Annotated in this window: 21 protein-coding genes; 14 read left to right on the plus strand and 7 right to left on the minus strand. The window is 69.1% G+C overall.

Annotated features, from left to right (window positions below):
- The first annotated feature begins 41 nt into the window (after positions 1–41).
- Together IE307_RS36305 and IE307_RS36310 are read left to right on the plus strand one after the other, a co-directional pair.
- The gene (locus IE307_RS36305; protein ID WP_191303965.1) at positions 42–836 is read left to right on the plus strand and encodes an LppU/SCO3897 family protein; all 795 of its coding nucleotides are present in this window, start codon (positions 42–44) and stop codon (positions 834–836) included.
- Positions 837–1010: 174 nt separating this feature from the next.
- Positions 1011–1493, plus strand: coding sequence for an LppU/SCO3897 family protein (locus tag IE307_RS36310; RefSeq protein WP_191303966.1), 483 nt, complete (start codon positions 1011–1013; stop codon positions 1491–1493).
- A gap of 51 nt (positions 1494–1544) precedes the next feature.
- Here the strand turns inward: IE307_RS36310 and pdxS are convergent, their stop codons facing one another.
- Complete coding sequence (gene pdxS, locus IE307_RS36315) at positions 1545–2438, minus strand: pyridoxal 5'-phosphate synthase lyase subunit PdxS (RefSeq protein WP_191303967.1); 894 nt, start codon at positions 2436–2438, stop codon at positions 1545–1547.
- Between the two features lie 235 nt (positions 2439–2673).
- Here pdxS and IE307_RS36320 point away from each other — a divergent pair, with 235 nt between their 5' ends.
- A complete protein-coding gene (locus IE307_RS36320; protein WP_191303968.1) occupies positions 2674–4728 on the plus strand; it encodes an elongation factor G-like protein EF-G2 in 2055 nt (684 codons plus the stop codon).
- Positions 4729–4778: 50 nt separating this feature from the next.
- A complete protein-coding gene (locus IE307_RS36325; protein ID WP_191303969.1) occupies positions 4779–5258 on the plus strand; it encodes a hypothetical protein in 480 nt (159 codons plus the stop codon).
- Here IE307_RS36325 and IE307_RS36330 read toward each other — a convergent pair.
- Positions 5243–8068, minus strand: coding sequence for a CHAT domain-containing protein (locus IE307_RS36330; RefSeq protein WP_191303970.1), 2826 nt, complete (start codon positions 8066–8068; stop codon positions 5243–5245). The two genes, IE307_RS36325 and IE307_RS36330, sit on opposite strands and share 16 nt — an antisense overlap.
- A 161-nt stretch (positions 8069–8229) precedes the next feature.
- Positions 8230–8937, minus strand: a complete 708-nt coding sequence (locus IE307_RS36335; protein WP_191303971.1) for a DUF6338 family protein — start codon at positions 8935–8937, stop codon at positions 8230–8232.
- A gap of 95 nt (positions 8938–9032) precedes the next feature.
- On the opposite strand from IE307_RS36335, the gene IE307_RS36340 reads away from it, so the two are divergent.
- Positions 9033–9209, plus strand: a complete 177-nt coding sequence (locus IE307_RS36340) for a hypothetical protein (RefSeq protein ID WP_191303972.1) — start codon at positions 9033–9035, stop codon at positions 9207–9209.
- Positions 9210–9307: 98 nt separating this feature from the next.
- A complete protein-coding gene (locus tag IE307_RS36345) occupies positions 9308–9598 on the plus strand; it encodes a hypothetical protein (RefSeq protein WP_191303973.1) in 291 nt (96 codons plus the stop codon).
- A 96-nt stretch (positions 9599–9694) separates the two neighbouring features.
- On the opposite strand, the gene IE307_RS36350 is transcribed toward IE307_RS36345, so the two are convergent.
- Both IE307_RS36350 and IE307_RS36355 read right to left on the minus strand, forming a co-directional pair.
- Positions 9695–11194: a CoA-acylating methylmalonate-semialdehyde dehydrogenase gene (locus IE307_RS36350; protein WP_229905429.1), complete on the minus strand. Its 1500-nt coding sequence runs from the start codon at positions 11192–11194 to the stop codon at positions 9695–9697.
- A complete protein-coding gene (locus IE307_RS36355) occupies positions 11191–12474 on the minus strand; it encodes an aspartate aminotransferase family protein (protein WP_191303974.1) in 1284 nt (427 codons plus the stop codon). Before IE307_RS36355 ends, IE307_RS36350 begins: the two co-directional genes overlap by 4 nt.
- Before the next feature lie 122 nt (positions 12475–12596).
- Here IE307_RS36355 and IE307_RS36360 point away from each other — a divergent pair, with 122 nt between their 5' ends.
- Complete coding sequence (locus IE307_RS36360; RefSeq protein WP_191303975.1) at positions 12597–14189, plus strand: PucR family transcriptional regulator; 1593 nt, start codon at positions 12597–12599, stop codon at positions 14187–14189.
- A gap of 31 nt (positions 14190–14220) precedes the next feature.
- Here IE307_RS36360 and IE307_RS36365 read toward each other — a convergent pair whose 3' ends face one another.
- Entirely contained in the window at positions 14221–14676 is a 456-nt protein-coding gene (locus IE307_RS36365) for a hypothetical protein (RefSeq protein ID WP_191303976.1), read from the minus strand.
- Between the two features lie 485 nt (positions 14677–15161).
- Here IE307_RS36365 and IE307_RS36370 point away from each other — a divergent pair, with 485 nt between their 5' ends.
- From IE307_RS36370 to IE307_RS36380, 3 genes are read left to right on the plus strand one after another with little or no spacing between them, the layout of a single operon-like run.
- Positions 15162–15821, plus strand: a complete 660-nt coding sequence (locus tag IE307_RS36370; RefSeq protein ID WP_191303977.1) for a hypothetical protein — start codon at positions 15162–15164, stop codon at positions 15819–15821.
- Between the two features lie 9 nt (positions 15822–15830).
- A complete protein-coding gene (locus IE307_RS36375) occupies positions 15831–16454 on the plus strand; it encodes a class I SAM-dependent methyltransferase (RefSeq protein WP_191303978.1) in 624 nt (207 codons plus the stop codon).
- A gap of 36 nt (positions 16455–16490) precedes the next feature.
- A complete protein-coding gene (locus IE307_RS36380) occupies positions 16491–16994 on the plus strand; it encodes an RDD family protein (protein ID WP_191303979.1) in 504 nt (167 codons plus the stop codon).
- Here the strand turns inward: IE307_RS36380 and IE307_RS36385 are convergent.
- The gene (locus IE307_RS36385) at positions 16975–17676 is read right to left on the minus strand and encodes an alpha/beta hydrolase (RefSeq protein WP_191303980.1); all 702 of its coding nucleotides are present in this window, start codon (positions 17674–17676) and stop codon (positions 16975–16977) included. The two genes, IE307_RS36380 and IE307_RS36385, sit on opposite strands and share 20 nt — an antisense overlap.
- Positions 17677–17819: 143 nt before the next feature.
- Between IE307_RS36385 and IE307_RS36390 the strand changes: the two genes are divergently transcribed.
- From IE307_RS36390 to IE307_RS36405, 4 genes are read left to right on the plus strand one after another with little or no spacing between them, the layout of a single operon-like run.
- Positions 17820–19328, plus strand: a complete 1509-nt coding sequence (locus IE307_RS36390; protein ID WP_191303981.1) for an NCS1 family nucleobase:cation symporter-1 — start codon at positions 17820–17822, stop codon at positions 19326–19328.
- On the plus strand, positions 19325–20167 hold the full coding sequence (locus tag IE307_RS36395; protein ID WP_191303982.1) for a nitrilase-related carbon-nitrogen hydrolase: 843 nt from the start codon (positions 19325–19327) through the stop codon (positions 20165–20167). The genes IE307_RS36390 and IE307_RS36395 overlap by 4 nt, the downstream gene beginning before the upstream one ends.
- On the plus strand, positions 20164–21549 hold the full coding sequence (gene hydA / locus IE307_RS36400) for a dihydropyrimidinase (RefSeq protein WP_191303983.1): 1386 nt from the start codon (positions 20164–20166) through the stop codon (positions 21547–21549). Before IE307_RS36395 ends, hydA begins: the two co-directional genes overlap by 4 nt.
- A gap of 16 nt (positions 21550–21565) precedes the next feature.
- Complete coding sequence (locus IE307_RS36405) at positions 21566–22558, plus strand: TIGR03842 family LLM class F420-dependent oxidoreductase (protein WP_191303984.1); 993 nt, start codon at positions 21566–21568, stop codon at positions 22556–22558.
- The last annotated feature ends 11 nt before the right edge of the window (positions 22559–22569 follow it).

Here is a 22569-nt window from a genome sequence, read left to right on the forward strand (position 1 = left end):
TCGGTGGGTGCAGGCCTCTGACCAGCTCTAAAGTGCGGCCCGTGACCACACCACCTGGCAGACCCGAGGAGCCGGAGAACCCGTGGGCCGCGCCCGCGGGCCCGGCCCACGGGTCGGCGCCGAACCCGCACGACGCCATGTACGGCCCCGTCGACCCCAACCCGTTCGGGGCGTACTCGGGCCCGGCGCCGCAGTACCCGCAGCAGCAGTGGGACGGCCCCCGCCCGACCCTGCACGTCGCACCGCAACGGTCTTCGCGCACCGGGCTGCTGATCAGCCTCGGCGTGCTCGTGGTCGTGGTCGCGATCGGCGCCGCGATGCTGTGGTTCGTGCGCAAGGACGACATGAAGTTCGGCAGCGGGGTCGCCGCGACCACCACGGCGGCCCCCACCACGACGACCACCGTGAAGCCGAAGCCGTTCGCGGAGATCGGCGACTGCGTGCTGCTCGGCGGCGGGTCGTTCAACCCGAAGTTCGAGAAGACCCCGTGCGCCGAGAACAAGCACAACTACGTCGTCACCAAGATGCCGGCCACCTCCACCGAGGAGTGCGGCGAGACCAAGGACGGCTACGTCAAGTACACCAGGGGTGCGAGCGTCAACGTGTGCATGGCGCCGGTGTTCGTCGACGGCGAGTGCTACGACTTCACCCTCGCGTCACTGCAGGCGGAGTTCCCGAAGAAGGCGTGCGGCGGCTACATGGTCGTGAAGGCGAAGGTGATCGCCGGCACCGCGGACAAGGCGGCGTGCGGGCAGGACGAGCGGCTGGCCCTGGCGCTGGCGTACCCGGAGATCAAGACGACCTACTGCCTGACCCACACGTTCACGATCGGCTGACAGCCCGGCGGTCCGGTGCCGGTTAGGATGAGCCGAAGTCTGGGGGGACTGCTCGCGTCGGCCAGACGACCACATCCGCGTCCGAGCCGCACCGGGGGTTCCATGACAACTCCGCCCGAGCCGACCCACGCCGCTCCCATCGTCCCTCCACAGAGGACTTCCCGGGTCGGCCTGGTGATCGTCGGCTGCCTCGGCGTCCTGCTGGTGGGGTCGCTGTTGACGGTCTTCTTCCTGTTCCCGGACACCCGCGCCTCCAGCCCCGCGGTCGGCGACTGCGTGAAGCTGACCGGCGTGGAGACCAACATGAAGTACGAGAAGGTCTCCTGCGACGGCAAGCTGCACAACTACGTCGTGAGCAAGGTGATGGGCGTCCTGGACATGAAGTGCGGCGAAGACCCGGACTCCTACACGACCTACACCGGCCACGACGGCGAGGAGCTGTGCCTGATCCCGGTCTTCTTCGACGGGGAGTGCCACGACTTCGTGCTCGCCTCGCTCACCGCCGAGAACAAGGCGGTGGACTGCGGTGCGCGCGGTGCGATCAAGGTGCGGGTGCTCACGAACACCGCGGACGAGGCGGCCTGCGGTGCGGACTCGGTGAAGGCCATGGCCTACCAGGAAACGAAGACCACGTACTGCTTCACACCGGGGTCATGACGGCGGAAGGGCGTGTCCGCGTGGACGCGCCCTTCCGGCAACCACGGAGATCTACCAGCCGCGCTCGGCCAGGCGGTGCGGCTCCGGCACGTCCGCGACGTTGATGCCGACCATGGCCTCGCCCAGTCCGCGCGAGACCTTCGCGATGACGTCGGGGTCGTCGTGGAAGGTCGTGGCCTTCACGATGGCCTCGGCGCGCTGGGCCGGGTTGCCGGACTTGAAGATGCCGGAACCGACGAACACGCCCTCAGCGCCGAGCTGCATCATCATCGCGGCGTCGGCCGGGGTCGCGATGCCGCCGGCGGTGAACAGCACGACGGGGAGCTTGCCGTTCTGCGCGATCTCCTTGACCAGCTCGTACGGCGCCTGGAGTTCCTTGGCCGCCACGTAGAGCTCGTCCTCGGGGAGGTTCTGCAGGCGGCGGATCTCCTGGCGGATCTTGCGCATGTGCGTGGTGGCGTTCGAGACGTCACCGGTGCCGGCCTCGCCCTTGGAGCGGATCATGGCCGCGCCCTCGGTGATGCGGCGCAGGGCCTCGCCCAGGTTCGTGGCACCGCAGACGAAGGGGACGGTGAACGCCCACTTGTCGATGTGGTTCGCGTAGTCAGCCGGGGTGAGCACCTCGGACTCGTCGATGTAGTCGACGCCGAGCGACGCGAGGACCTGGGCCTCGACGAAGTGGCCGATGCGGGCCTTCGCCATGACCGGGATCGAGACGGCGTTGATGATCCCGTCGATCAGGTCGGGATCGCTCATGCGCGCGACACCGCCCTGGGCGCGGATGTCGGCGGGAACGCGCTCGAGGGCCATGACGGCGACGGCGCCCGCGTCCTCCGCGATCTTCGCCTGGGTGGCGTCGACCACGTCCATGATGACGCCGCCCTTGAGCATCTCGGCCATGCCGCGCTTGACGCGGGCGGTACCCGTGACCTGATCAGTGCTCACCGGGGCAACCTTTCACGAGGGGAAGTTCTGGTGAATTCACCGTACGACCGGTGTGGCCCCCTCGCCCAAGCCACTGGAGCCGCGAATCAGAAGGCCACTTCCCGATCAACCGCAGGTGGTGAGGTCGCTCACTCCAACGAGTGCGAACGCCGGTGGGCGACCAGTCGGGTCTCCGGGGTTGTCCCGGAACGTCATCGGGTGTGAGATCGAACACTACGACTTGACGGAGGTCGCCATGGGAAGCAAGAACTCCGACAACGGCACATCGGCAGGCGCGGTCGCTGTGGACGACCCGGCCAAGGTCCGCAACGTCGTGCTCGTGGGCCCGTCCGGCGCGGGCAAGACGACGCTCACCGAGGCCGTGCTCGCCGCCACCGGCGTCCTGACCCGCGCGGGGTCGGTCACCGAGGGCACCACGGTCTGCGACCACGACCCGGCGGCCGTGCGACAACAACGGTCGGTCGGCCTCGCTGTAGCCCCGGTCCAGCACGGGGACATCAAGATCAACCTGATCGACACCCCTGGCTACGTCGACTTCGTGGGTGAGCTCAGGGCAGGACTTCGGGCCGCGGACGCGGCCCTTTTTGTTGTCAACGCCTTCGAGGGCGTCGACGCGGCCACCATCGCGTTGTGGCAGGAGTGCGCTCTCGTCGGCATGCCTCGCGCCGTCGTCATCACACGCACCGACCACCACCGCGCGAACTTCATCAACGAGGTCATCGAGTGCCAGGCGGCGTTCGGGGCCGGCGTCGTGCCGTTGTACATGCAGGAGGGCGACGCGTTGGTAGGGCTGCTGACGTCCGGTGAGAACTACCCGGACGAACGCGCCGCGCTGATCGAGGGGATCATCGCCGAGAGCGAGGACGAGACCCTCATGGACCGCTACCTCGCGGGCGAGGACATCGACCAGGACACGCTCATCGCCGACCTGGAGACCGCCGTCTCGCGCGGCGCGTTCCACCCCGTGATGCCCGTGTGCGCCGCGACCGGCATGGGCCTGACAGAGCTGTTGGACGGCATCGCGCGCGCGTTCCCGTCACCGCTGGAACACGAACTCCCGTCCGTGACGTCGGTGGACGGCATCCCGCAACCCCGCATGGCAGCCGACCCGGACGGGCCACTCGTCGCCGAGGTGGTCCGCACAGCAGTGGACTCCTACGTCGGCCGCGTGTCGTTGGTCCGCGTCTTCTCCGGCACGTTGCGCCCCGAACGCCCCGTGCACGTCTCCGGCCACGGCATGGCCGACCGCGGTCACGAGGACCACGACGCCGACGAGCGCGTCGCCCACATCTACTCGCCGCTCGGCTCCTCCCTGCGCGAGGTGCCCTACTGCGTGGCCGGCGACCTCTGCGCCCTCACCAAGCTCACCACCGCCGAGACCGGCGACACCGTCTCCGCCCCCGAGCAGCCACTCCTGATGGCGCCGTGGGACATGCCGGAACCGTTGCTGCCCATCGCCGTCGTGCCACGCACCCGCAGCGACGAGGACAACCTCGCCCGCAACCTCAACCGCCTGGTCGCGAGCGACCCGACCCTGCGCCTGGACCGCAACGCCGAGACCCACCAGATGGTGCTGTGGTGCATGGGCGAGGCGCACGCCGACGTCGTGCTGGCCCGCCTGCGCGCCGGCGGCGCGGAGATCGACACCGAACCGGTCCGCGTGCCGTTCCGCGAAACCTTCGCGGGGCCTGCGAAAGGCCACGGCCGGCACGTCAAGCAATCTGGAGGTCACGGCCAGTACGCGGTGTGCGACATCGTGGTCGAACCGCTCCCCCGCGGCTCCGGCTTCGAGTTCGTGGACAAGGTCGTCGGCGGCTCGGTCCCCCACCAGTTCATCCCGTCCGTCGAGAAGGGCGTGCGCGCCCAGCTGGAACGAGGCCTGCGCGACGGCACCCCTGTCGTCGACGTGCGGGTGACCCTCGTCGACGGCAAGGCGCACTCCGTCGACTCGTCGGACGCCGCGTTCCAGACCGCGGGCGCCCTGGCGTTGAAGGAGGCAGCCGCCGCCGCGAGCACACAACTGCTGGAGCCCATGGACGAGCTCGCGATCCGGCTGCCCGACGAGCACCTGGGAACGGTGCTGGGCGACCTGTCCGGACGACGCGGGCGCGTGCTCGGCACCGAGTCGGACGAGGGCGGGCGCACGGTGATCCGCGCCGAGGTGCCGTCGTCGGAGCTGCTGCGGTACGCGATCGAGCTGCGGTCGCTGACGTCCGGGACGGGCACGTTCACGCGCCGGTTCTCGCGTTACGACCCGGTGCCGGAGGCGGTGGCGGCCCGGGCGAGGTAACTCATCCACGGTCCGTCGATCGTCTACTCAGGACGGTAGGCGGACCGTTCATGTTCGGCGGTAACGCTGCTCCGCAGGGGCGCGATATCGGCGGCATGTCCTGGTTCAGCCGCAAACCTCGATCCAGATTTCCCTCCGACATGGCACAACGCCTGGAGATGCTTGGCCGTTTCGAGTTCGATGTCCACAACTCGGGAGTGGACTCCGCCGACATCTTCCCCTACTGCCTGGAACCGTTCTGGCCCATCGCGCAGGAAGATCCGATCGGGCTTCTCGCGGACCTTCGTGAATTCGTCAAGGACGACGACTCCGGCTTCGTCACCTACGGGGCGAGCCGTCTTGCCCGCGAACTGGTCGACAAGGAGCACTTGAGCACTCCGGACGCGTTGGCGTTGCTGGACGGCGCGATCGAGTTCAAGCGGATGCGCAACCTGCCCAGTGCCATGCTCACGGGCCACGAATGGAGCCGGTGGTTGGACGTGCACGGCCAAGGCACGTGGCCACACGGCCGCACTCACCCTCCCGTGTAGGCGAAGGCTGCCCAGTACCACGGATGTTCGAAGGGATGCGGCCCTCTGTTGGACGGGGGCAGCGGAAACGACGGTGCGACAGCGGCCAGCTCGTCGAATCCCGCACTCCTGAGCCAGTTCTGCGCGACGGCCAGCGCGACAGCCGGATGCGCTCCGTCCCTCAGCACCTGGTGGAACCGTGCCATCAGAAACGCCGTCGCTCTCTCGTACACCGGCCAGGACGCGGCGATCACTCCGGCAAAACCCAGCTGCAGCAACGCCGACGGCAAACCGACCACCTCGTTCGGCGCGTCGGCTCCGACGTTCTGCATGTCGCACGCTGAGATGACCGCCAACCGGCGGGGCGCGAAGCGAAGCCGCTCACGCAGGTCCCCCACCGTCACGTCGCGGTCGGTGAAAGCGAGCGAGCTCAGGAAGATCTCCTGTGACTCCACACTGCCGTGACACACGACGTGCCAGATGTCGTGGTGGTGCGCGGCGGGTTCGAATGCTGCCCAGGTCGCTTCGGTCAGCCGCGTGCATTGGCCGGACCAGATCCCTGCCACCGCGGCGGTCTCGGCCGGCGCTAGTTCCAACTCGGCCTGCCCCGGCGCCTTCGGCACGTCGGCCACGAGCACTCGTGCCGGACGATCGGCCATCTTCGCGGCGCGGGACCGGCACCAGTGCAACGTGCGTGCGTTCGGGGCGTACCGGACAGCGGGGAAGTGCAGCGCGCGGCCTGCAGTGGCGTGCAGGGGCAGCAAAGTCAGCGCACCGATCGGGATCAGCGTGATGATCGAACCGTGGGCGAAGAACGCCAACAGGTCACGCATTCCCCTGAGCCACAACCAGTCCAGGTCCTCGCTCAGCCGGGACTCGCGGCCCTTCACCTCCCCCGACTGACTCCGCAGCCACTCCTCCACGGGGAACCTGCCGAGGTCCGGCAGCCACACGCACTGCGGGTCGTGGGCCGCCGCCACGATCAACGCGTAACCACCTGCCTCCGCGGAGGCGACGTAAACCAGCGCTCCCTCCCCGGTCGCACGGGTGATGTCCGCGTACTCGACCACGGGTTCCACCGGGTCGGCCCCGATCACGTCGGCCACCTCGCGCGCGACCGCCCGAAAACGCGCCCACGTCCGATGGTCGTCGCCCCTTCCCACCGCGGCCAGCGCGTCCTGGTAACGCGCCTGCAGATCGCCGCGGCCGACGTCCAGCAACGCCTGTCCTACGACAGGGTCGTCCCGCTCCACGAGGGTGCTCAGGGCGACCGCTCGGCCCATCTCCAACGCTACGGCCGCGTCCCGGAACCGCCGTGCCTTGGCGAGCCAGTACCCGGCCTCCTCGGTGTGCTCGCGCACCGTCGCCAGCACCCGCGCTTGGGCGTCGGCGCGGTACCGGATCCTGACGAGCGCGGGCAGGAGTGAGACGACGTTGTGGTAGGCCTCCGCCGCCAGTTCCGTGTGACCGGTACCGAGCGCCCACCGCACCCATGCGGTCGCCAGCCGCATTTGTGCGTCGACCGGAGCGCCCTGCGCGGCTCTCACCGCGGAACGCCACGCGCGCAACCGCTTCGAAACATCGCCCCGCCCGGTCAGCGCCGCGAGCGCCGACTTCGCCTCTTGGGCGACCGCCGGCGCGCCGGCTCGCTTGGCCAGCCGAAACGCCTCCTGCAGCAACGGGACAGCTTCGTCGACGGAGGTGCGCCGGTGCAGCGCCTTCTCCACGAGCAGGCCCGCAAGCACCGGGTCAGCCGCCGTGCTCCGTCCTCTTCCCAGCTCACGACCTGCCCGGCAGGCGGCGATCCCCGAGTCGAGCCCGCCCGGTTCGAGCCGCACGGCGAGCCATCCGCTCATCGCGTGCAGCTGCGGCAGCAACCCGAGCCTCACCCCGTCCTGGCTGTGCAGGGCGTCCTCGATCTCCTTCGCCGCGAGGGAGATCTCACCCACGACGACGTGAGCGCGGGCTCGGAGGAGGTGGGTCAGCGCCGAGGACGGATCGAGGCGAGCCGCTGCGGCAACCAGCGGCGCGGGGTCGTCGTGGATGTCGGCGATGGCGAGTACCGCACCAGCAAGGACTTCGGCCGCACTGATCGCGATCGAGGTTCCGCTGTGCTCCGACGTCATGCGGGCCATGTCGTCGACCACTCCGGCCAGCTCTTCCATGCGCTTCCCGCGTTTCGCGGCGGTGACGACCGCTGCGGCTGCCTTCAGCCGGTTGCGGACGGGTCCGGGCAGATCCCTGTCGTCGGCGAGTGAGGACACCTCCGCTGGAGGCATCCACTCGGTAACCCGAGGCCGTGCGGCTCCCCGCGACATGGCGCGCAACCGCATGGCGCGATCCCGGTCCTCGTCCAGCGAGGCCATCGAGAACTGGTGCTCCCGAAGGAAGTCGTGCCTCTCCACCATGACGGCGGCGACCTCGTTCTCCCGCGGGTGCCTGACCGACCGTTCGTGACAGAGGAACGTCAGACAGGCACCGACGAACGACCGCACCTCGGCCCTGGGAAGGTTCACCTCCAGGTCGTCCTCGTCAATATCCCGGACGTCCTCGTAGAAGGCCAGGATCTCTTCCGCCGCGAGGTCCAGCGCACCGTGCCGCAGAGCGGAATTGATGACGCTCCACCGGCCGCGGCCCCGATGAGCCTCCAGTCGCCCCAGGTCCGCTCGTGCCTCGTCCGCCGCCGGGCGATCGTCGTGACGCAACGCTTCTTCGAACCGCCACTCGCAGAGGTCGGCAGTGGCGTAACCTCGGACGACCTCATCGGCAGACGCGACGAGGGACCGCAACTCGTACCCCTTGGCCTCGTGCGCCCAAGGTTCGGCGAACACCGGATCGACGGGATGCTCGCAGTTGTCACAGAAATGCGGCCAGGTCCGCGGAATCTCGTCATCGCTGCGGTGACAGCCGTCGTGGTGGCATCTCCAGCCCACCACCTCCGCCCGGCGTGGCGCGGTGTAGCCGAACATCGTCACCGGCGGCCTTCGTGCCATCAGGAGTCTGCTTTCTCCGGCTCCTGCGCCGGTGTCTCCGGCGGCGGGGCGAGATAGGTGACGGTCAGGAACTGGATGCTGCGCGCGCTGATGCTCACAGCACCGACGTTGTTCAACACCCGCGCGGCTGAGTCCTCACCCGGTTCGCGGTAGGTGATCTCGTCGCGCAAGGTGAGTTCGCGATCTCCCGACTCCTTGCCGACACGGCTGTAGCTGTGCAGGCGGCCGCTGAGGTATCCCCCGTCGGTCAGATAGCACCCGACGTGGACCGGCACCGAGGCTGGATGCTCCTCGAACAGCAACCACCAGGCCGAGGCGTGGGGTTCGGTCGACGCGGTGCGGCGAGTTGTCCGCCGCACGAGCGCCTGGACACGGCGGCCCGCAGCGAGATACCCGACCACGACGGCGATTCCCAGCACGGCTGCCGACCACCCCAGCAACCTGGCGGGATGTGCGGCCAGGTATGCGGACGGTCCGAGTACCAGCTTGCTCAGGTCGACGGCGCTGCCGGGGATCAGCGCCCACAACCCGCTGACAGCAGCCAGGCCGAGGCCGTCCAGGAGCAGGCCGGTGAACAGGATGGTCAGCGCCTCCTGCAACGCGGTCTCCTCGGCCGCCGGCCGGTCGCGGGCACGACGGCGCTGGAAGACGAAACCGGGCACGAGCAGCAGGACGAAGATGATCAGCCCGGTGAGGGTCGACGGCATCTCGGCTCCCTCCGCGAGTGCAAGACCAGATTGCCGATTGCGATTTCCGGACCGAAGTTGCGAACCTGGTCCCCGACCGCAGAGGAGAGTAGACCATGGACGACAGAACCGATGGCGAAACCACGGACGACTTCGAATTCGCCGACGAACTCCGCACCCACAGGAAGAAGGTCGAACAGCAGATCCCGATCTCCGAGGGACTTCCCGAGGCTTCATCTCCCACGAATCCGCCGAGGCTCCGCGGCTTCCGACCGAGTGAGCCGAACGAGTGAATCCGCCGGAGGCACACACCAAGAGGTAACGCCATGTCGGCGTTTTCGATGAACCCTCACACACGGAATCGGAAGCTATAAGGAAAGGCCAGGACGGCATGGGAGCCGCATTCGGGATCACCTACTTCATCGGCATGCTCGTCTCGGCCGGGGTCGGCCGATCCCGCGCCGGCATCAGCCAGCGAGGCAGCTTGTCCCTGCTCACCATTCTGATGAGCCTGCCCTGGTTCCTGACTCAGATGGCCACGATGTTCGTGTGGCCCATCGTTCTCGGCGTCTGGCTGGCGCGCGGCAAGCCGAAGTCACCGTGGCGCGCGATGAACACAGGGGACGGCACCGTGATCATTCGGCGCACGGAGAGCTTGAACCTGCCACAGCAGCAACGATAAGCATTCTATTCCACGCAGAAACATCGCCGGCAAACGACTGCGGGGGGTGACCGTTAATAACCGGTCACCCCCCCCGTTAGGCCCTGCTCTGCGACTCTAGGTGTTCTGCGGGAACCCCAGGTTCACGCCACCGTGCGACGGGTCGAGCCAGCGCGAGGTGACGACCTTCGAGCGGGTGAAGAAATGCACCCCGTGCGGCCCGTAAGCGTGCGCGTCGCCGAACAACGATTCCTTCCAGCCGCCGAACGAGTAGTAGGCCACCGGCACGGGGATCGGCACGTTCACGCCGACCATGCCGACCTCGATCTCGTTCTGGAACCGGCGGGCCGCGCCACCGTCGTTGGTGAAGATCGCGGTGCCGTTGCCGTACCGGTTGCTGTTGACCACCTCGACGGCTTCTTCGTAGGTGTCGCGGCGGACCACCGAGAGGACCGGGCCGAAGATCTCGTCGGTGTAGATCGTCATGTCCGTGCCGACGTGGTCGAAGAGCGTCGGGCCGAGCCAGAACCCGCTCGCGTCACCGTCGATCGGGTGGTCGCGGCCGTCGACCGCGAGCACCGCGCCCTCGGACACGCCGGCGTCCAAATAGGACGTGACCTTGTCCCTGTGCACGCCGGTGACCAGGGGTCCCATTTCGCAGGAGGCGCCGGAACCGACCTTCACGTCGGCGATCCGCGACTTGATCCGCTCGACCAGCGAGTCGCCCACCTCGCCCACGGCGACGACGACCGAGATCGCCATGCACCGCTCCCCCGCCGACCCGAAGCCGGCCGAGACGGCGGCGTCGGCGGCCAGGTCGAGGTCGGCGTCGGGGAGGACGACCATGTGGTTCTTGGCGCCGCCCAGGGCCTGCACGCGCTTGCCGTGGGAGGTGCCGGTCTCGTAGACGTACCGGGCGATCGGGGTGGAGCCGACGAACGAGATCGCTTTGACGTCCGGGTGTTCCAGCAGGCGGTCGACGGCCACCTTGTCGCCGTGCACGACGTTCAGGACGCCGTCCGGGAGGCCTGCCTCGGCGAAGAGCTCGGCGATGAAGTTCGACGACGAAGGGTCCTTTTCGGACGGTTTGAGCACCACCGCGTTGCCGCAAGCGATTGCGGTCGGCACGAACCACAGCGGGACCATCGCGGGGAAGTTGAACGGCGAGATGACGCCGACCACGCCCACGGGCTGCTGGATCGAGTAGACGTCGACGCGGGTCGACGCGTTCTCGCTGAAACCGCCCTTGAGCAGCTGCGGGATCCCGCACGCGTACTCGACCGACTCCAGCGCGCGCTGGATCTCGCCGCCGGCGTCGGACACGACCTTGCCGTGCTCCGCCGACACGATCTTCGCCAGGTCGCCCTTGCGGTCGTTGAGCAGCTCGCGGAACTTGAACATCACGGTCGTGCGCTGCGCCAGAGAAGCGTTCCGCCAGGACGCAAACGCTTCCGCGGCCGACGACACCGCCGCGTCCACTTCGGACACCGAGGCGAAGGCGACCTGCTGGGCCACCTTGCCGGTCGTCGGGTCGTAGACGTCACCGAGGCGTTGCGGGGAGTCGTCCCAGGGCTTGCCGTTGATCCAGTGCTTGATCCACTTCTGGGCATTGATCACGCCTTCTCCACCGCCTGCGCCAGAATTCCCAAGGCCTCTTCCAGCTCGTCCTCGGTCAGCGTCATCGGCGGGGCCAGGCGGATCACGTTGCCGTACAGGCCCCCCTTGCCGACGAGCAGGCCGCGGGCCTTCGACTCTGCGAGCACCGTCGAAGCGGCAGCGGCGTTCGGCTCGCCCTCGGGGCCGACGAACTCGACTCCGACCATCAGGCCCTTGCCGCGCACGTCGCCGATCACCGGGTGCTTCTCGGCCAGTTCGCGCAGGCCGCCGAGCAGCCGCGAGCCGAGCTTGGCCGCGTTGGCCTGCAGGTCGTGGTCGAGCAGGTAGTTCACGGTGGCGAGCGCTCCGGCCGTGGAGACCGGGTTGCCGCCGAACGTGGAGATCGAGTTGGCGTTGATCGTGTCCATCAGGTCGCCGCGCGCGACCACGCCGCCGATCGCGAGACCGTTGCCGAGGCCCTTGGCGAACGTCATCGCGTCCGGCACCACGTCGTGCGCCTGGATGCCCCAGAAGTGCTCGCCGGTGCGGCCCCAGCCGGTCTGCACCTCGTCGGAGATGAACAGGATCCCGTACTCGTCCAGGACGTCCTTGAACGCGCGGAACAGGCCGTCAGGCGGGGAGGTGAAGCCGCCGACGCCCTGGATCGGCTCGGCGATCATGCAGGCGACGTCGCCGGACGTGGTGGTCTCGATGATCTCGCGCAGGTCGTCGACGCACGCCTTGATGTAGTCGGCGTCGGTAAAGGACTTGAACGGGCTGCGGTAGCGGTAGCCGCCGTGCACCCAGCTGACCTTGATCGGCGACAGCGCGGACGCCGACCAGCCGCGGTTGCCCGTGATGGCGATCGTGGCGAACGCACGGCCGTGGTAGCTGTTGCGCAGCGCCAGCACCTGTTCGCTGCGGCGCGCCTGGGTGGCGAGCATCAACGCGGTCTCGTTGGCCTCGGTGCCGGAGTTGGTGAAGAACACCTTGGCGTCCGGGATGCCGCTCAGCTCCGCGATCTTCTCGGCGAGCTCGATCTGGTTCTTGATCAGGTAGAGCGTGGAGCTGTGCAGCACGCCCGTGTCGAGCTGCGACCGGATCGCGTCGCTGATCTCGGCCACGTCGTAGCCGATGGCGTTGGTCAGGATGCCCGCGAAGAAGTCCAGGTAGGTCGTGCCCTCGCGGTCGGTCACCCGGCGCCCGGAGGCGCTCGCGATCTCGATGGGCTCGTCGTAGTAGAGGGCCAGCCACTTCGGCATCACCGCGCGGTGACGTGCCAGCAGCTCCTTGTGGGCCATCTCGCCTCCAGGGGTCTACGCCTTGCCAAGAGAGACCGACACAGCGGAGTCTGCTGGCGCGCGGGCTCAGCCGCCATGCACAACCTGTACCCGGATCGGCTGGTTGGCATTACGTTGTGTCCATGTACCCGACGGTCGCCGAAGTCGTCGCGCTGCCGGTGATCCGGCAGGGGAAGCCCCGGCTCGTGGCGGGGTCCGCCGGCCTGAACCGCAGGGTGCGGTGGGTGCACGTGGCGGAGATCGCGGACATCGCGCCGTTGCTGCGCGGCGGCGAACTGGTGCTCACGACCGGTGTGATGCTGCCCGAGTCCGGTCTCGCCCGGTACGTCGAGGAACTGGCCGCCGTGGGTTGCGCCGGGCTGGTGGTCGAGCTGGGGCGGCGGTGGCGCGACGACGTGCCGGCCGCGCTGGTCACCGAGGCCGAACGGCACGGGCTGCCCCTGGTCACGCTGACCGAGGAGACCAAGTACGTCGCCGTGACCGAGGCCGTCGTGGGGCTGATCGTGGACGCCCAGCTCGCCGAGCTGCGAGCCGCGGAGCAGGTGCACGAAACGTTCACGGCGCTGACGGTCGCGGGCGCCGAACCGTCCGAGGTGCTGCGCGAGGTGGCGCGGACGTCCGGACTGTCGGTCGTGCTGGAGACGCTGGGGCACGAGGTGCTCGCCTACGACGCGGCGGGCAACGACCCCGTGACGCTGCTGGACGACTGGGCGGCGCGCTCGCGGGCCGTCACGGTGACCGAGCGGACCGCCTACGACGTGGCCTCCGGCTGGTTGATCACGATCGTCGGGGCGCGCGGGGCGGACTGGGGCCGGCTCGTGATGGTCTCCCCGGAGGCGCCACCGCACCGGCACGTCGTGGTCGCCGAACGCGCCGCGTCGGCGTTGGCCGTGCATCGGCTCGTGGCGCGCGACCGGGAGTCGCTGGAACGCCAGACGCACCGGACGTTGCTGGCCCAGCTGCTCGGCCAGTCACCGCAGGCACCGGATCTCGGCGCGCGGGCGGCGGCGCTGGGCGTTCCGCTGGAACGGCGGCAGCTCATCGGCGTGGCGGTCCGGCCGGTGTCCGTGCTGCAGGGGCAGACGCTCGCCACGCAGGAGGTCCTGCGGGATCTCGCCGAGGCGACGGCGCTGGCGGGCCGGCGCGTGACGGTCGCGGCGCTGGTCGGCGTCGTGGACGACACGTCGGTGCGGGCGCTGCTGTCGGTGCCGATGACCGTCGGCGTGGAAGGGGTCCTGCGCAAGGTCGCCCGCGAGGTCCACCGGACGGCGGCCTCGCCCGTGGTCATCGCCGTCGGCACGACCGTGACGTCCACAACGGACGTTCGGCGTTCGCTCGGCGAGGCCGCGCACGTGGCGGGGGCGGCGCTGCGAGCACCGGGAAGCCAGCTCTACCACCGGCTCGACGACGTCCGGCTGCGCGGGCTGCTGCACCTGCTGCGCGAGGACGAACGGGTTCGGGCGTTCGCGGACCGCGAGCTCGGGCCGTTGCTGGCACGGGACTCGGCGCAAGGGTCACGGCTCGTCGAGCTGCTGCGGTGCCTGTGCGAGAACGGTGGCAACAAGTCGGCTGCGGCCGCGGCGGCACACCTGTCGCGCACGGCCTACTACCAGCAGCTGGGGCGGATCGAACAGGTCCTCGGCGTCTCGCTGGAGGACCCGGAGTCCGTGCTCTCGCTCTACGTCGCCCTGCTGGTACACGAAATGGGCCCGTGAGCGCGCACGGGCCCATTTTCGACGTGTGAACTCAGCCGTTGATGGTCGGCAGGACGCCGGACAGCACGGTCGGGTTCGGCACGGCGCCTTCGGTGGGCAGGCCGGTCGGCACGGGGGCCTTGACCGAGCCGAGGTGCGTGTTGCCGCCGTGAGCCTCGGGGGTCTTCACGTCGGGCAGGGCGTCCAGGCCGGGCGTGGCCGGGAGCGAGCGCTCCGCGGCGGCGGCCGGGAGGGCGGGGACGGGCAGGGCACCGGCCACGGGCAGGTCGCTCGCCACGGGCGCGCCGACGTGCGGCAGCTGGACCGCGGAGGCGGCGTCGAGGGGGTTCGCGAGCTGGCCGGCGTCGGCGACGAGCTTGTCCGCGCCGACGTCGGGAAGACCGCCGCCCAGCTGCGGGAGCTCGGCGGCGCTGGCGGAACCCGCGAGGAGCGGGGCCGCGCTGGCGGCGAGCAGGGCGGCGGCACGGAACAGTCCGGAACGGGACACAGTTTTCCTCAATCTGGTTTTGGGGACCGATCTTCGATTTCATCGGCGCGTTCGGTTCGCGAATTAACCCGCTCGATCGGGTGGTGAGGGTTTGCACCTCACGCCACGGGAGGTCCTGCGGTCGTCGTGTGACCCGTTGGAGCGTCGGTGACCTGGCAAAGGCGAGCGGGCCGACCGTTCCCACCACGACGAGATCGGACTGGTCGTCGCCTTCCGAGCGCACCGCATCCGGTCACCGTCGGTACACACCGGACGATGTTCGCCGCCTCTATCAGGTGAGGTCGTTCTGTCGCTCGGGGAAGTCCGACCGGCACTGTCCCGTTCGGACTCGCTGCGGTCGCGCCTCACCTCGTTGCTCGACGGGCGCACGACCGGGTCCCTTCTGTCCACTGTGGACATGACGTCCGGCGCGAGGTTCACCGGCGGCGATCTGATCCGCCGAAACCCATCTCGCGGCCGACAGCAGCCCGCTAGGGTCGAGACCTGTGAGCCGACGTCCGTCAGACGACCAGCCGAACGTCCGGAACAGCGTCGAGAACAGCACCGTGAGCGGGCAGGTCGTCCAGGCCGGGTCGATCTCCGGCGGCGTGCACCACCACACGACGAACGTGGGTTCGCAGCACTTCACGGTGAACGTGGGCGCTCCGGGCCACGCCGCGAACGCGCGCTCCCCGAAGGCCGCCGCGCGCCAGACCTGGGCGGGCGTGGTGTTGCACGCCAAGCTCGCGGCCGCCCTGGCGCCGCCGTTCCTGCTCTCCCTGGTCGTCGTGAGCACCGTCAGCTTCCTCACCCGCGGAGCGCACCTCGGCGTGCAACTGTTCCTCGTCGTGACGGTGCTGGCGCTGGTCCTGGCGCTGATCGCCCCGTGGCCGGTGCTGCGCGAGCGCGGGATCACCGGTCTGCTGGGAGCGGCCCTCGACAGGACGATCCCGCGGTTCGTGAAGGCGCTGCCCCTGCACGCGCTGGTCCAGTTCGGCGTCTACGTCGTGGCCTGGACCGCGTTGTGGGTGTTCGCGATCGTCAGGGAGCCCTCCGCGAACTCGGAGCGGCCCGAGGCCGCCACCTCGATCTTCGTGTTCACGTTCCTCGTCCTCTTCGGCGCCCAGACCGGGCGGGCGATCGCGCTCCGCCGCCGGGTTGGGTAGAAGTGGGTCATGTCCGCTGATGACGACGCACGCCGCCTGCAGGTGGCAGACCCGACAGGCTGGTTCGAGAAGCTCTACGCGGAGGCCGCCGCCGGCACGGCCTCCGTCCCCTGGGACCTCCCCACCCCGCAACCGCACCTCGTCGAGTGGGCCGAGGGCGTCGACGGCACCGGCAGGCGGGCTCTCGTCGTGGGCTGCGGCTACGGCCGTGACGCGGAGTTCCTGGCCTCGCTGGGGTTCGAGGTGACCGCGTTCGACATCTCCCCCACCGCCGTGGCGGCCGTCCAGGAGCGCCACCCGTCCTCTCCCGTCTCGTACGTGGTCGCCGACCTGCTGAACCCGCCTGCCGAATGGCACCGCGCGTTCGACCTCGTCGTCGAGAACATGACGGTGCAGGCGCTGCCCGTGAACCTGCACGCCGAGGCCGCCGAGCAGGTGTCGTCGCTGACCGGCTCCGAACTGCTGGTGCTCGCGGTGGCGCGGGACGAGGGCCCCACGCCGGACGGCCCGCCGTGGCCGTTGACGCCCGCCGAGGTCGAGGCGTTCGCGGGCGACGGCCTGACCTCGCGGTCGATCCGGCGCGACAACGGCAGGTGGGTGGCCGAGTTCGTGCGGCAAGTGGCCATGAACTGACCACTTATGACGGACTTCTGCCGCTTAGCGTGAATCATGCTCGTTCGTCGGCTGCTCGCCCGTTTGCTCGACTGGCTCCTGGTGCTGGTCGTGGCGTGGCCGTTGGTCCACGAACCCGTGCTGGTGGTGCTCTGCGCGGCGGTCTACGACGTCCTGCTGCTCCGCCTGAACACACTCGGCAAGGCCCTGACGGGGCTGCGGGTGGTGGGGCCCGCGTCGGGCCTGAGCCTGCGACGGGCGCTGACCCGCACGCTCATCACGACCGCGCTGCCCGGCGCGGGCGTCGTGCTCGTGCTGACCGGCCTGGGCTGGCGGGAGCCCGCGCTGATGGCGGGCCTCGGCTGGCAGCAGCCGTGGGTCGTCATCGGCGAGCACGTCGCCATGGGGTCGGCGGGCTGGCTCGCCTCGTTGCTGCTGGTGGGCGGTTTCGTGCTGCTCTCGCTCTCCGTCGTGGAGGCGCTGGACCTGCGCGGCACCCGGACGTGGCACGACCGCAAGGCGGGCACGGCCGTGGTGCGGCTCAAAGTCGCTGCGCGATGAACCTCAACGCGTCCGGCAGCACGCGGCGCCAGTAGCCGTCGCCGTGCTCGCCGTGCTCGAACGACCCCTCGGCGCCGACCGCCTCCGCCAGCCGCCGCGCCGGGTCGTGGAACGGATCCTCCCGCCCGCACCACACCCCGACCGGCGACTTGATCCTGTCGGTGTGCCGCAACGGTTCGTGCGCCTCCCACACCTCTCGCGACGCGAACCCGTCGATCCGCTGGGCGTCCTCCCACGACGGGAACAGCGCCGGGCTCACCGCCGCCACGGCCTTCACAGACCGCCGGGACGCGATGTCGAGCACGCCGAAGCCGCCCATCGACACGCCCAGCGCGGCCTCGAACGGCACGGGCGGGTCGAGCGAGACCCAGTAGTCGTCGCCACCGTCGACCACCGCGCACCGGAACCCGCACCCGTTCAGGAACCTCGGCAACCCCAGGGCCTCCCACCAGCCGACGCTGCCGCCGCGGCCGTGCAGCACGAGCACCGCCGGGCCTGCCGCACCCATCCAGGCACCCCAGGGCATGGGCTGAACGGGTACAGGTTCGACGTCGGGGACCACACCGTCGGGGCCGGTCCAGCCGAGCGCACGACGGCCGCGCGGGGTGAGCGCGCCGTACGTCCCCGCTGCTCCCACCACGCCCACGCCACCGAGCAGGACGGCTCGCCGAGAGATGCCCATGACCGCCAGTGGAACACAATGTGCGCCGATCATGACAAGCGTGGACACTCTGACACTGCCAGACCTGCACCGGCGCACCCAGGATTCCGGGGTGGAATAGACCGGGTTGGCGTTGTTTCAGCAGCGTAACAGGGGGTTGTCCGATGGCAGTCGAGTCCTCACCGCCCCAGGTCACACCTGATGGCCGCGTCGAACTGAGCGACGTGGGTCCCATCCAGGACAGCAGGTTCTTCAACCCCGAACTCGCCCCCGTGCCCGTCGAGCAGCGGACGTGGACGACGTACAACTTCTTCGCGCTGTGGATGGGCATGGCGCACAACATCCCCAGTTACACGCTCGCGGCGTCGTTGATCGCGATCGGCATGGACTGGGTGCAGGCCTTCCTCACGATCACCCTGGGCAACCTGATCGTGCTGGTCCCCATGCTGCTCAACAGCCACGCGGGCACGAAGTACGGCATCCCGTTCCCCGTGTTCGCCCGTGCGTTCTACGGCATCCGCGGCGCGAACCTGGTGGCGTTGCTGAGGGCGTTCATCGCGTGCGCCTGGTTCGGCATCCAGACGTGGGTGGGCGGCAAGGCGCTGCACGTGATCATCGGGCGGCTGGCGGGCGACGGGTGGACCAACGCGTCGTCGGTCGGTGGTCAGCCGTGGACGCTGTGGTTGTGCTTCTTCGGCTTCTGGGTCGTGCAGATGCTGGTGATCTGGCGCGGCATGGAGGCGATCCGGCGGTTCGAGAACTGGACGGCGCCGCTCGTCAGCATCGGGTTCCTGATCCTGCTGGGCTACGTGCTGGTGAAGGCGGGCGGGTTCGGACCGATCCTCGACGCGCCCAGCAAGCTCGGCTGGGGACCGGACTTCTGGAAGCTCTTCTTCCCCGCGCTGATGGGCATGATCGCGTTCTGGTCGACGCTGTCGCTGAACATGCCGGACTTCACCCGGTTCGGAGGGTCGCAGAAGAAGCAGGTCACCGGTCAGATCCTCGGTCTGCCGACCACGATGTCGTTCATCGCGATCGTCGCGATCCTGACCACGTCGGGCGCGCAGGCGCTCTACGGCGAGGCGATCTGGGACCCGGCGGACCTCGCGTCCCGCTTCGACAACACGTTCCTGGTGATCATCGCGCTGGTCTCGCTGGTGCTGGCCACGATCTCGGCGAACCTCGCGGCGAACGTCGTCAGCCCGTCCTACGACTTCTCCAACGCCTTCCCGAAGCGCATCACGTTCGCGATCGGCGGTCTGATCACCGGTGTCATCGGCATCGTGATCCAGCCGTGGCGGCTGATCTCCGACCCGAACATCTACATCTTCGCGTGGCTCGGGTTCTACGGCGGACTCCTCGCCAGCGTGGCCGGTGTGTTCGTCGCCGGGTACTGGGTGATCAAGAAGACCAGCCTCGAGCTCGCCGACCTCTACATGGACGGCAAGGGCGCGTACTGGTTCAACGGCGGCTGGAACTGGCGGGCTGTGCTGGCGACGCTCGTGGGCTCGGTGCTCGCGGTCGGCGGCGCCCACGGCGGGCCGTTCCCGGCGGACGGGCTGATCCCGTTCCTCAAGTTCCTCTACGACTACAACTGGGTCGTCGGCTTCGCGGCCGGCTTCCTGGTCTTCCTCGCTCTGAAGGACACCACGGCAAAGGAGACGACCAGGTGAGCAACATCATCCGGGCGGCGCTCGTCCAGCAGAAGTGGACGGGCGACAAGGAGTCGATGATCGCGAACGCGGTCGAGCACATCCGCGCTGCCGCATCCCAGGGCGCGCAGGTGCTCTGCCTCCAGGAACTCTTCTACGGCCCGTACTTCTGCCAGGTCCAGGACGCGGACTACTACTCCTACACCGAGTCCATCCCGGACGGTCCGACGACGGCGCTGATGCAGGAAGTCGCCGCGCAGAACAACATCGTGCTGATCGTGCCGATGTATGAGGTGGAACAGCCGGGCGTCTACTACAACACCGCGGCCGTGATCGACGCCGACGGCACGTACCTCGGCAAGTACCGCAAGAACCACATCCCGCAGGTGAAGGGCTTCTGGGAGAAGTTCTACTTCAAGCCGGGCAACCTCGGCTATCCCGTGTTCGACACCGCGGTCGGGCGGATCGGCGTCTACATCTGCTACGAACGTCACTTCCCCGAGGGCTGGCGCGCACTGGGGCTCGCCGGCGCGAAGATCGTGTTCAACCCGTCGGCGACCTCCCGGTCGTTGAGCGAGTACCTGTGGAAGCTGGAGCAGCCCGCCGCGGCCGTCGCGAACGAGTACTTCGTCGGCGCGATCAACCGGGTGGGCGTGGAACCGCTGGGCGACAACGACTTCTACGGCCAGACGTACTTCGTCTCACCGCGCGGGCAGCTCGTCGGTGACGCGGCGTCCGACACCGAGGAGGAGCTCGTGGTGCGCGACCTCGACCTGGACCTGCTGACCGAGGTCCGCGACACGTGGGCGTTCTACCGCGACCGCCGCCCCGACACCTACGAGGGCCTGGTGAACCCGTGAGCACTCTGATCAAGAACGGCCTGGTCGTCAACGCGACCGGCTCGCACGCGGCCGACGTGCTGATCGACGGCGAGCACATCGCCGCGATGGTCACGCCGGGGTTCTCCGTCCAGGCCGACGAGGTGATCGACGCGGCCGGGAAGTACGTGATCCCCGGCGGCATCGACGCGCACACGCACATGGAGATGCCGTTCGGCGGCACCCAGTCCGCGGACACCTTCGAGACCGGCACGACCGCGGCGGCGTGGGGCGGCACGACCACGATCGTCGACTTCGCCGTGCAGCCCAAGGGAAGCTCCTTGTTGTCCACTCTGGACAAGTGGCACAGCAAGGCGGACGGCAACTGCGCCGTCGACTACGGCTTCCACATGATCATCTCCGACGTGACCGACGAGTCGCTCAAGGAGATGGACTCGTGCATCGCGGCCGGTGTGAACAGCTTCAAGATGTTCATGGCCTACCCCGGCGTCTTCTACGCGACCGACGGCGAGATCCTGCGCGCCATGCAGAAGGCGCGCGAGACCGGTGCCACGATCATGATGCACGCGGAGAACGGCATCGCGATCGACCAGCTCGTCGCGCAGGCGCTCGCGTCGGGCCTGGGCGACCCGGTGCAGCACGGCCTGACCCGGCCGCCGGAGCTGGAGGGCGAGGCCACGTCCCGCGCGATCCAGCTGGCCAAGGTCACCGGTTCCCCGCTGTACATCGTGCACCTGTCGGCCTCACAGGCGCTCGACGCCGTGACGGCGGCGCGGGACACGGGCCAGAACGTGTTCGCCGAGACGTGCCCGCAGTACCTGTACCTGTCGCTGGAGGACCTGGCGAAGCCGGGCTTCGAGGGCGCGAAGTACGTGGCGTCGCCTCCGTTGCGGCCCAAGGAGCACCAGTCGTCGTTGTGGCGCGGGCTGCGGACCAACGACCTCTCGGTGGTGAGCACCGACCACTGCCCGTTCTGCTTCAAGGACCAGAAGCAGCTGGGCGTCGGCGACTTCTCGAAGATCCCCAACGGCATGCCCGGCGTCGAGCACCGCGTCGACCTGCTGCACCAGGGCGTCGTGAGGGGTGAGATCACCCGCGAACGCTGGGTCGAGATCGTCTCCACGACCCCGGCGCGCATGTTCGGCATGTACCCGCGCAAGGGCGTGATCGCACCGGGAGCCGACGCGGACGTCGTGGTCTACGACCCGAAGGCCTCGCAGACGATCTCCGCCGAGACCCACCACATGGCCGTGGACTACTCGGCCTACGAGGGCTTCGAGGTCACCGGTCGCGTGGAGACGGTCTTCTCCCGCGGCCGCAAGGTGATCGCGGACGGCGCGTACCACGGTTCGACCGGCCACGGCCGCTTCGTGACCCGCGACCTCAACCAGTACCTCGTCTGAGAAAGGCGGTCCAGTAGTGGACTTCGGTGTAGTGCTGCAGACCGACCCGCCGGCGCGGGACGTGGTGGAGGGCCTCCGCGCGGCCGAGGACTGCGGCTTCCGCTACGGCTGGACGTTCGACTCCTGCGTGCTCTGGCAGGAACCGTTCGTCATCTACTCGCAGGTGTTGAGCGCCACCCGGGACCTGGTGATCGGCCCGATGGTCACCAACCCGTCGACCCGCGACTGGTCGGTCACGGCCTCGCTCTTCGCGACGCTGAACGACATGTTCGGCAACCGCACGGTCTGCGGCATCGGCCGCGGCGACTCCGCGCGCCGCGTCATCGGCCAGAAACCCGCCTCCCTCGCCACCCTGGGCTCCGCGATGCACGTGATCAAGGAACTGGCCGAGGGAAGGGAGGTCGAGCACCACGGCACACCGGTCCAGATCCCCTGGGTGCGCAACGGGAAGCTCGAGATGTGGATGGCCGCCTACGGTCCCCGTGCGCTGAAGATGGTCGGTGAACAGGCCGACGGCTTCATCCTGCAGACCGCGGACCCGGACATCGCCCGCTGGACGATCGGCTCGGTCCGCGAGGCCGCTGCCGCCGCCGGGCGCGACCCGTCGGCCATCACGATGTGCGTGGCGGCACCGGCCTACGTGGGCACGGACCTCGCGCACCAGCGCGACCAGCTGCGGTGGTTCGGCGGCATGGTCGGCAACCACGTGGCGGACCTCGTCGCGCGCTACGGCGACTCGGGCGTCGTGCCCAAGGCGCTGACCGACTACATCAAGGACCGCGAGGGCTACGACTACGCCCACCACGGCAAGGCGGGCAACCGTTCCACCGACTTCGTGCCGGACGCGATCGTGGACCGCTTCTGCCTCGTCGGCCCGGAGTCGGCGCACGTCGAGCGGTTGCAGGAGCTGAAGGAGATCGGTGTCGACAACTTCGCGCTGTACCTGATGCACGACGAGAAGGACAAGACGCGCGACGCCTACGGATCGTCGATCATCTCCGCGGTCTGACGGGCATACTG

The organism is Lentzea cavernae (assembly GCF_014653695.1).
Classification (GTDB): Bacteria; Actinomycetota; Actinomycetes; order Mycobacteriales; family Pseudonocardiaceae; genus Lentzea; species Lentzea cavernae.

Bases quoted from the DNA above. Each gene is read 5' to 3' on its own strand.
- IE307_RS36340 (WP_191303972.1), top strand. From the start codon at position 9,033: ATGGACGACAGAACCGATGGCGAAACCACGGACGACTTCGAATTCGCC.
- IE307_RS36375 (WP_191303978.1), top strand. From the start codon at position 15,831: ATGTCCGCTGATGACGACGCACGCCGCCTGCAGGTGGCAGACCCGACA.
- IE307_RS36320 (WP_191303968.1), top strand. From the start codon at position 2,674: ATGGGAAGCAAGAACTCCGACAACGGCACATCGGCAGGCGCGGTCGCT.
- IE307_RS36325 (WP_191303969.1), top strand. From the start codon at position 4,779: ATGTTCGGCGGTAACGCTGCTCCGCAGGGGCGCGATATCGGCGGCATG.
- IE307_RS36390 (WP_191303981.1), top strand. From the start codon at position 17,820: ATGGCAGTCGAGTCCTCACCGCCCCAGGTCACACCTGATGGCCGCGTC.
- IE307_RS36335 (WP_191303971.1), bottom strand. From the start codon at position 8,937: ATGCCGTCGACCCTCACCGGGCTGATCATCTTCGTCCTGCTGCTCGTG.
- IE307_RS36385 (WP_191303980.1), bottom strand. From the start codon at position 17,676: ATGGGCATCTCTCGGCGAGCCGTCCTGCTCGGTGGCGTGGGCGTGGTG.
- IE307_RS36380 (WP_191303979.1), top strand. From the start codon at position 16,491: ATGCTCGTTCGTCGGCTGCTCGCCCGTTTGCTCGACTGGCTCCTGGTG.
- IE307_RS36360 (WP_191303975.1), top strand. From the start codon at position 12,597: ATGTACCCGACGGTCGCCGAAGTCGTCGCGCTGCCGGTGATCCGGCAG.
- IE307_RS36355 (WP_191303974.1), bottom strand. From the start codon at position 12,474: ATGGCCCACAAGGAGCTGCTGGCACGTCACCGCGCGGTGATGCCGAAG.
- IE307_RS36345 (WP_191303973.1), top strand. From the start codon at position 9,308: ATGGGAGCCGCATTCGGGATCACCTACTTCATCGGCATGCTCGTCTCG.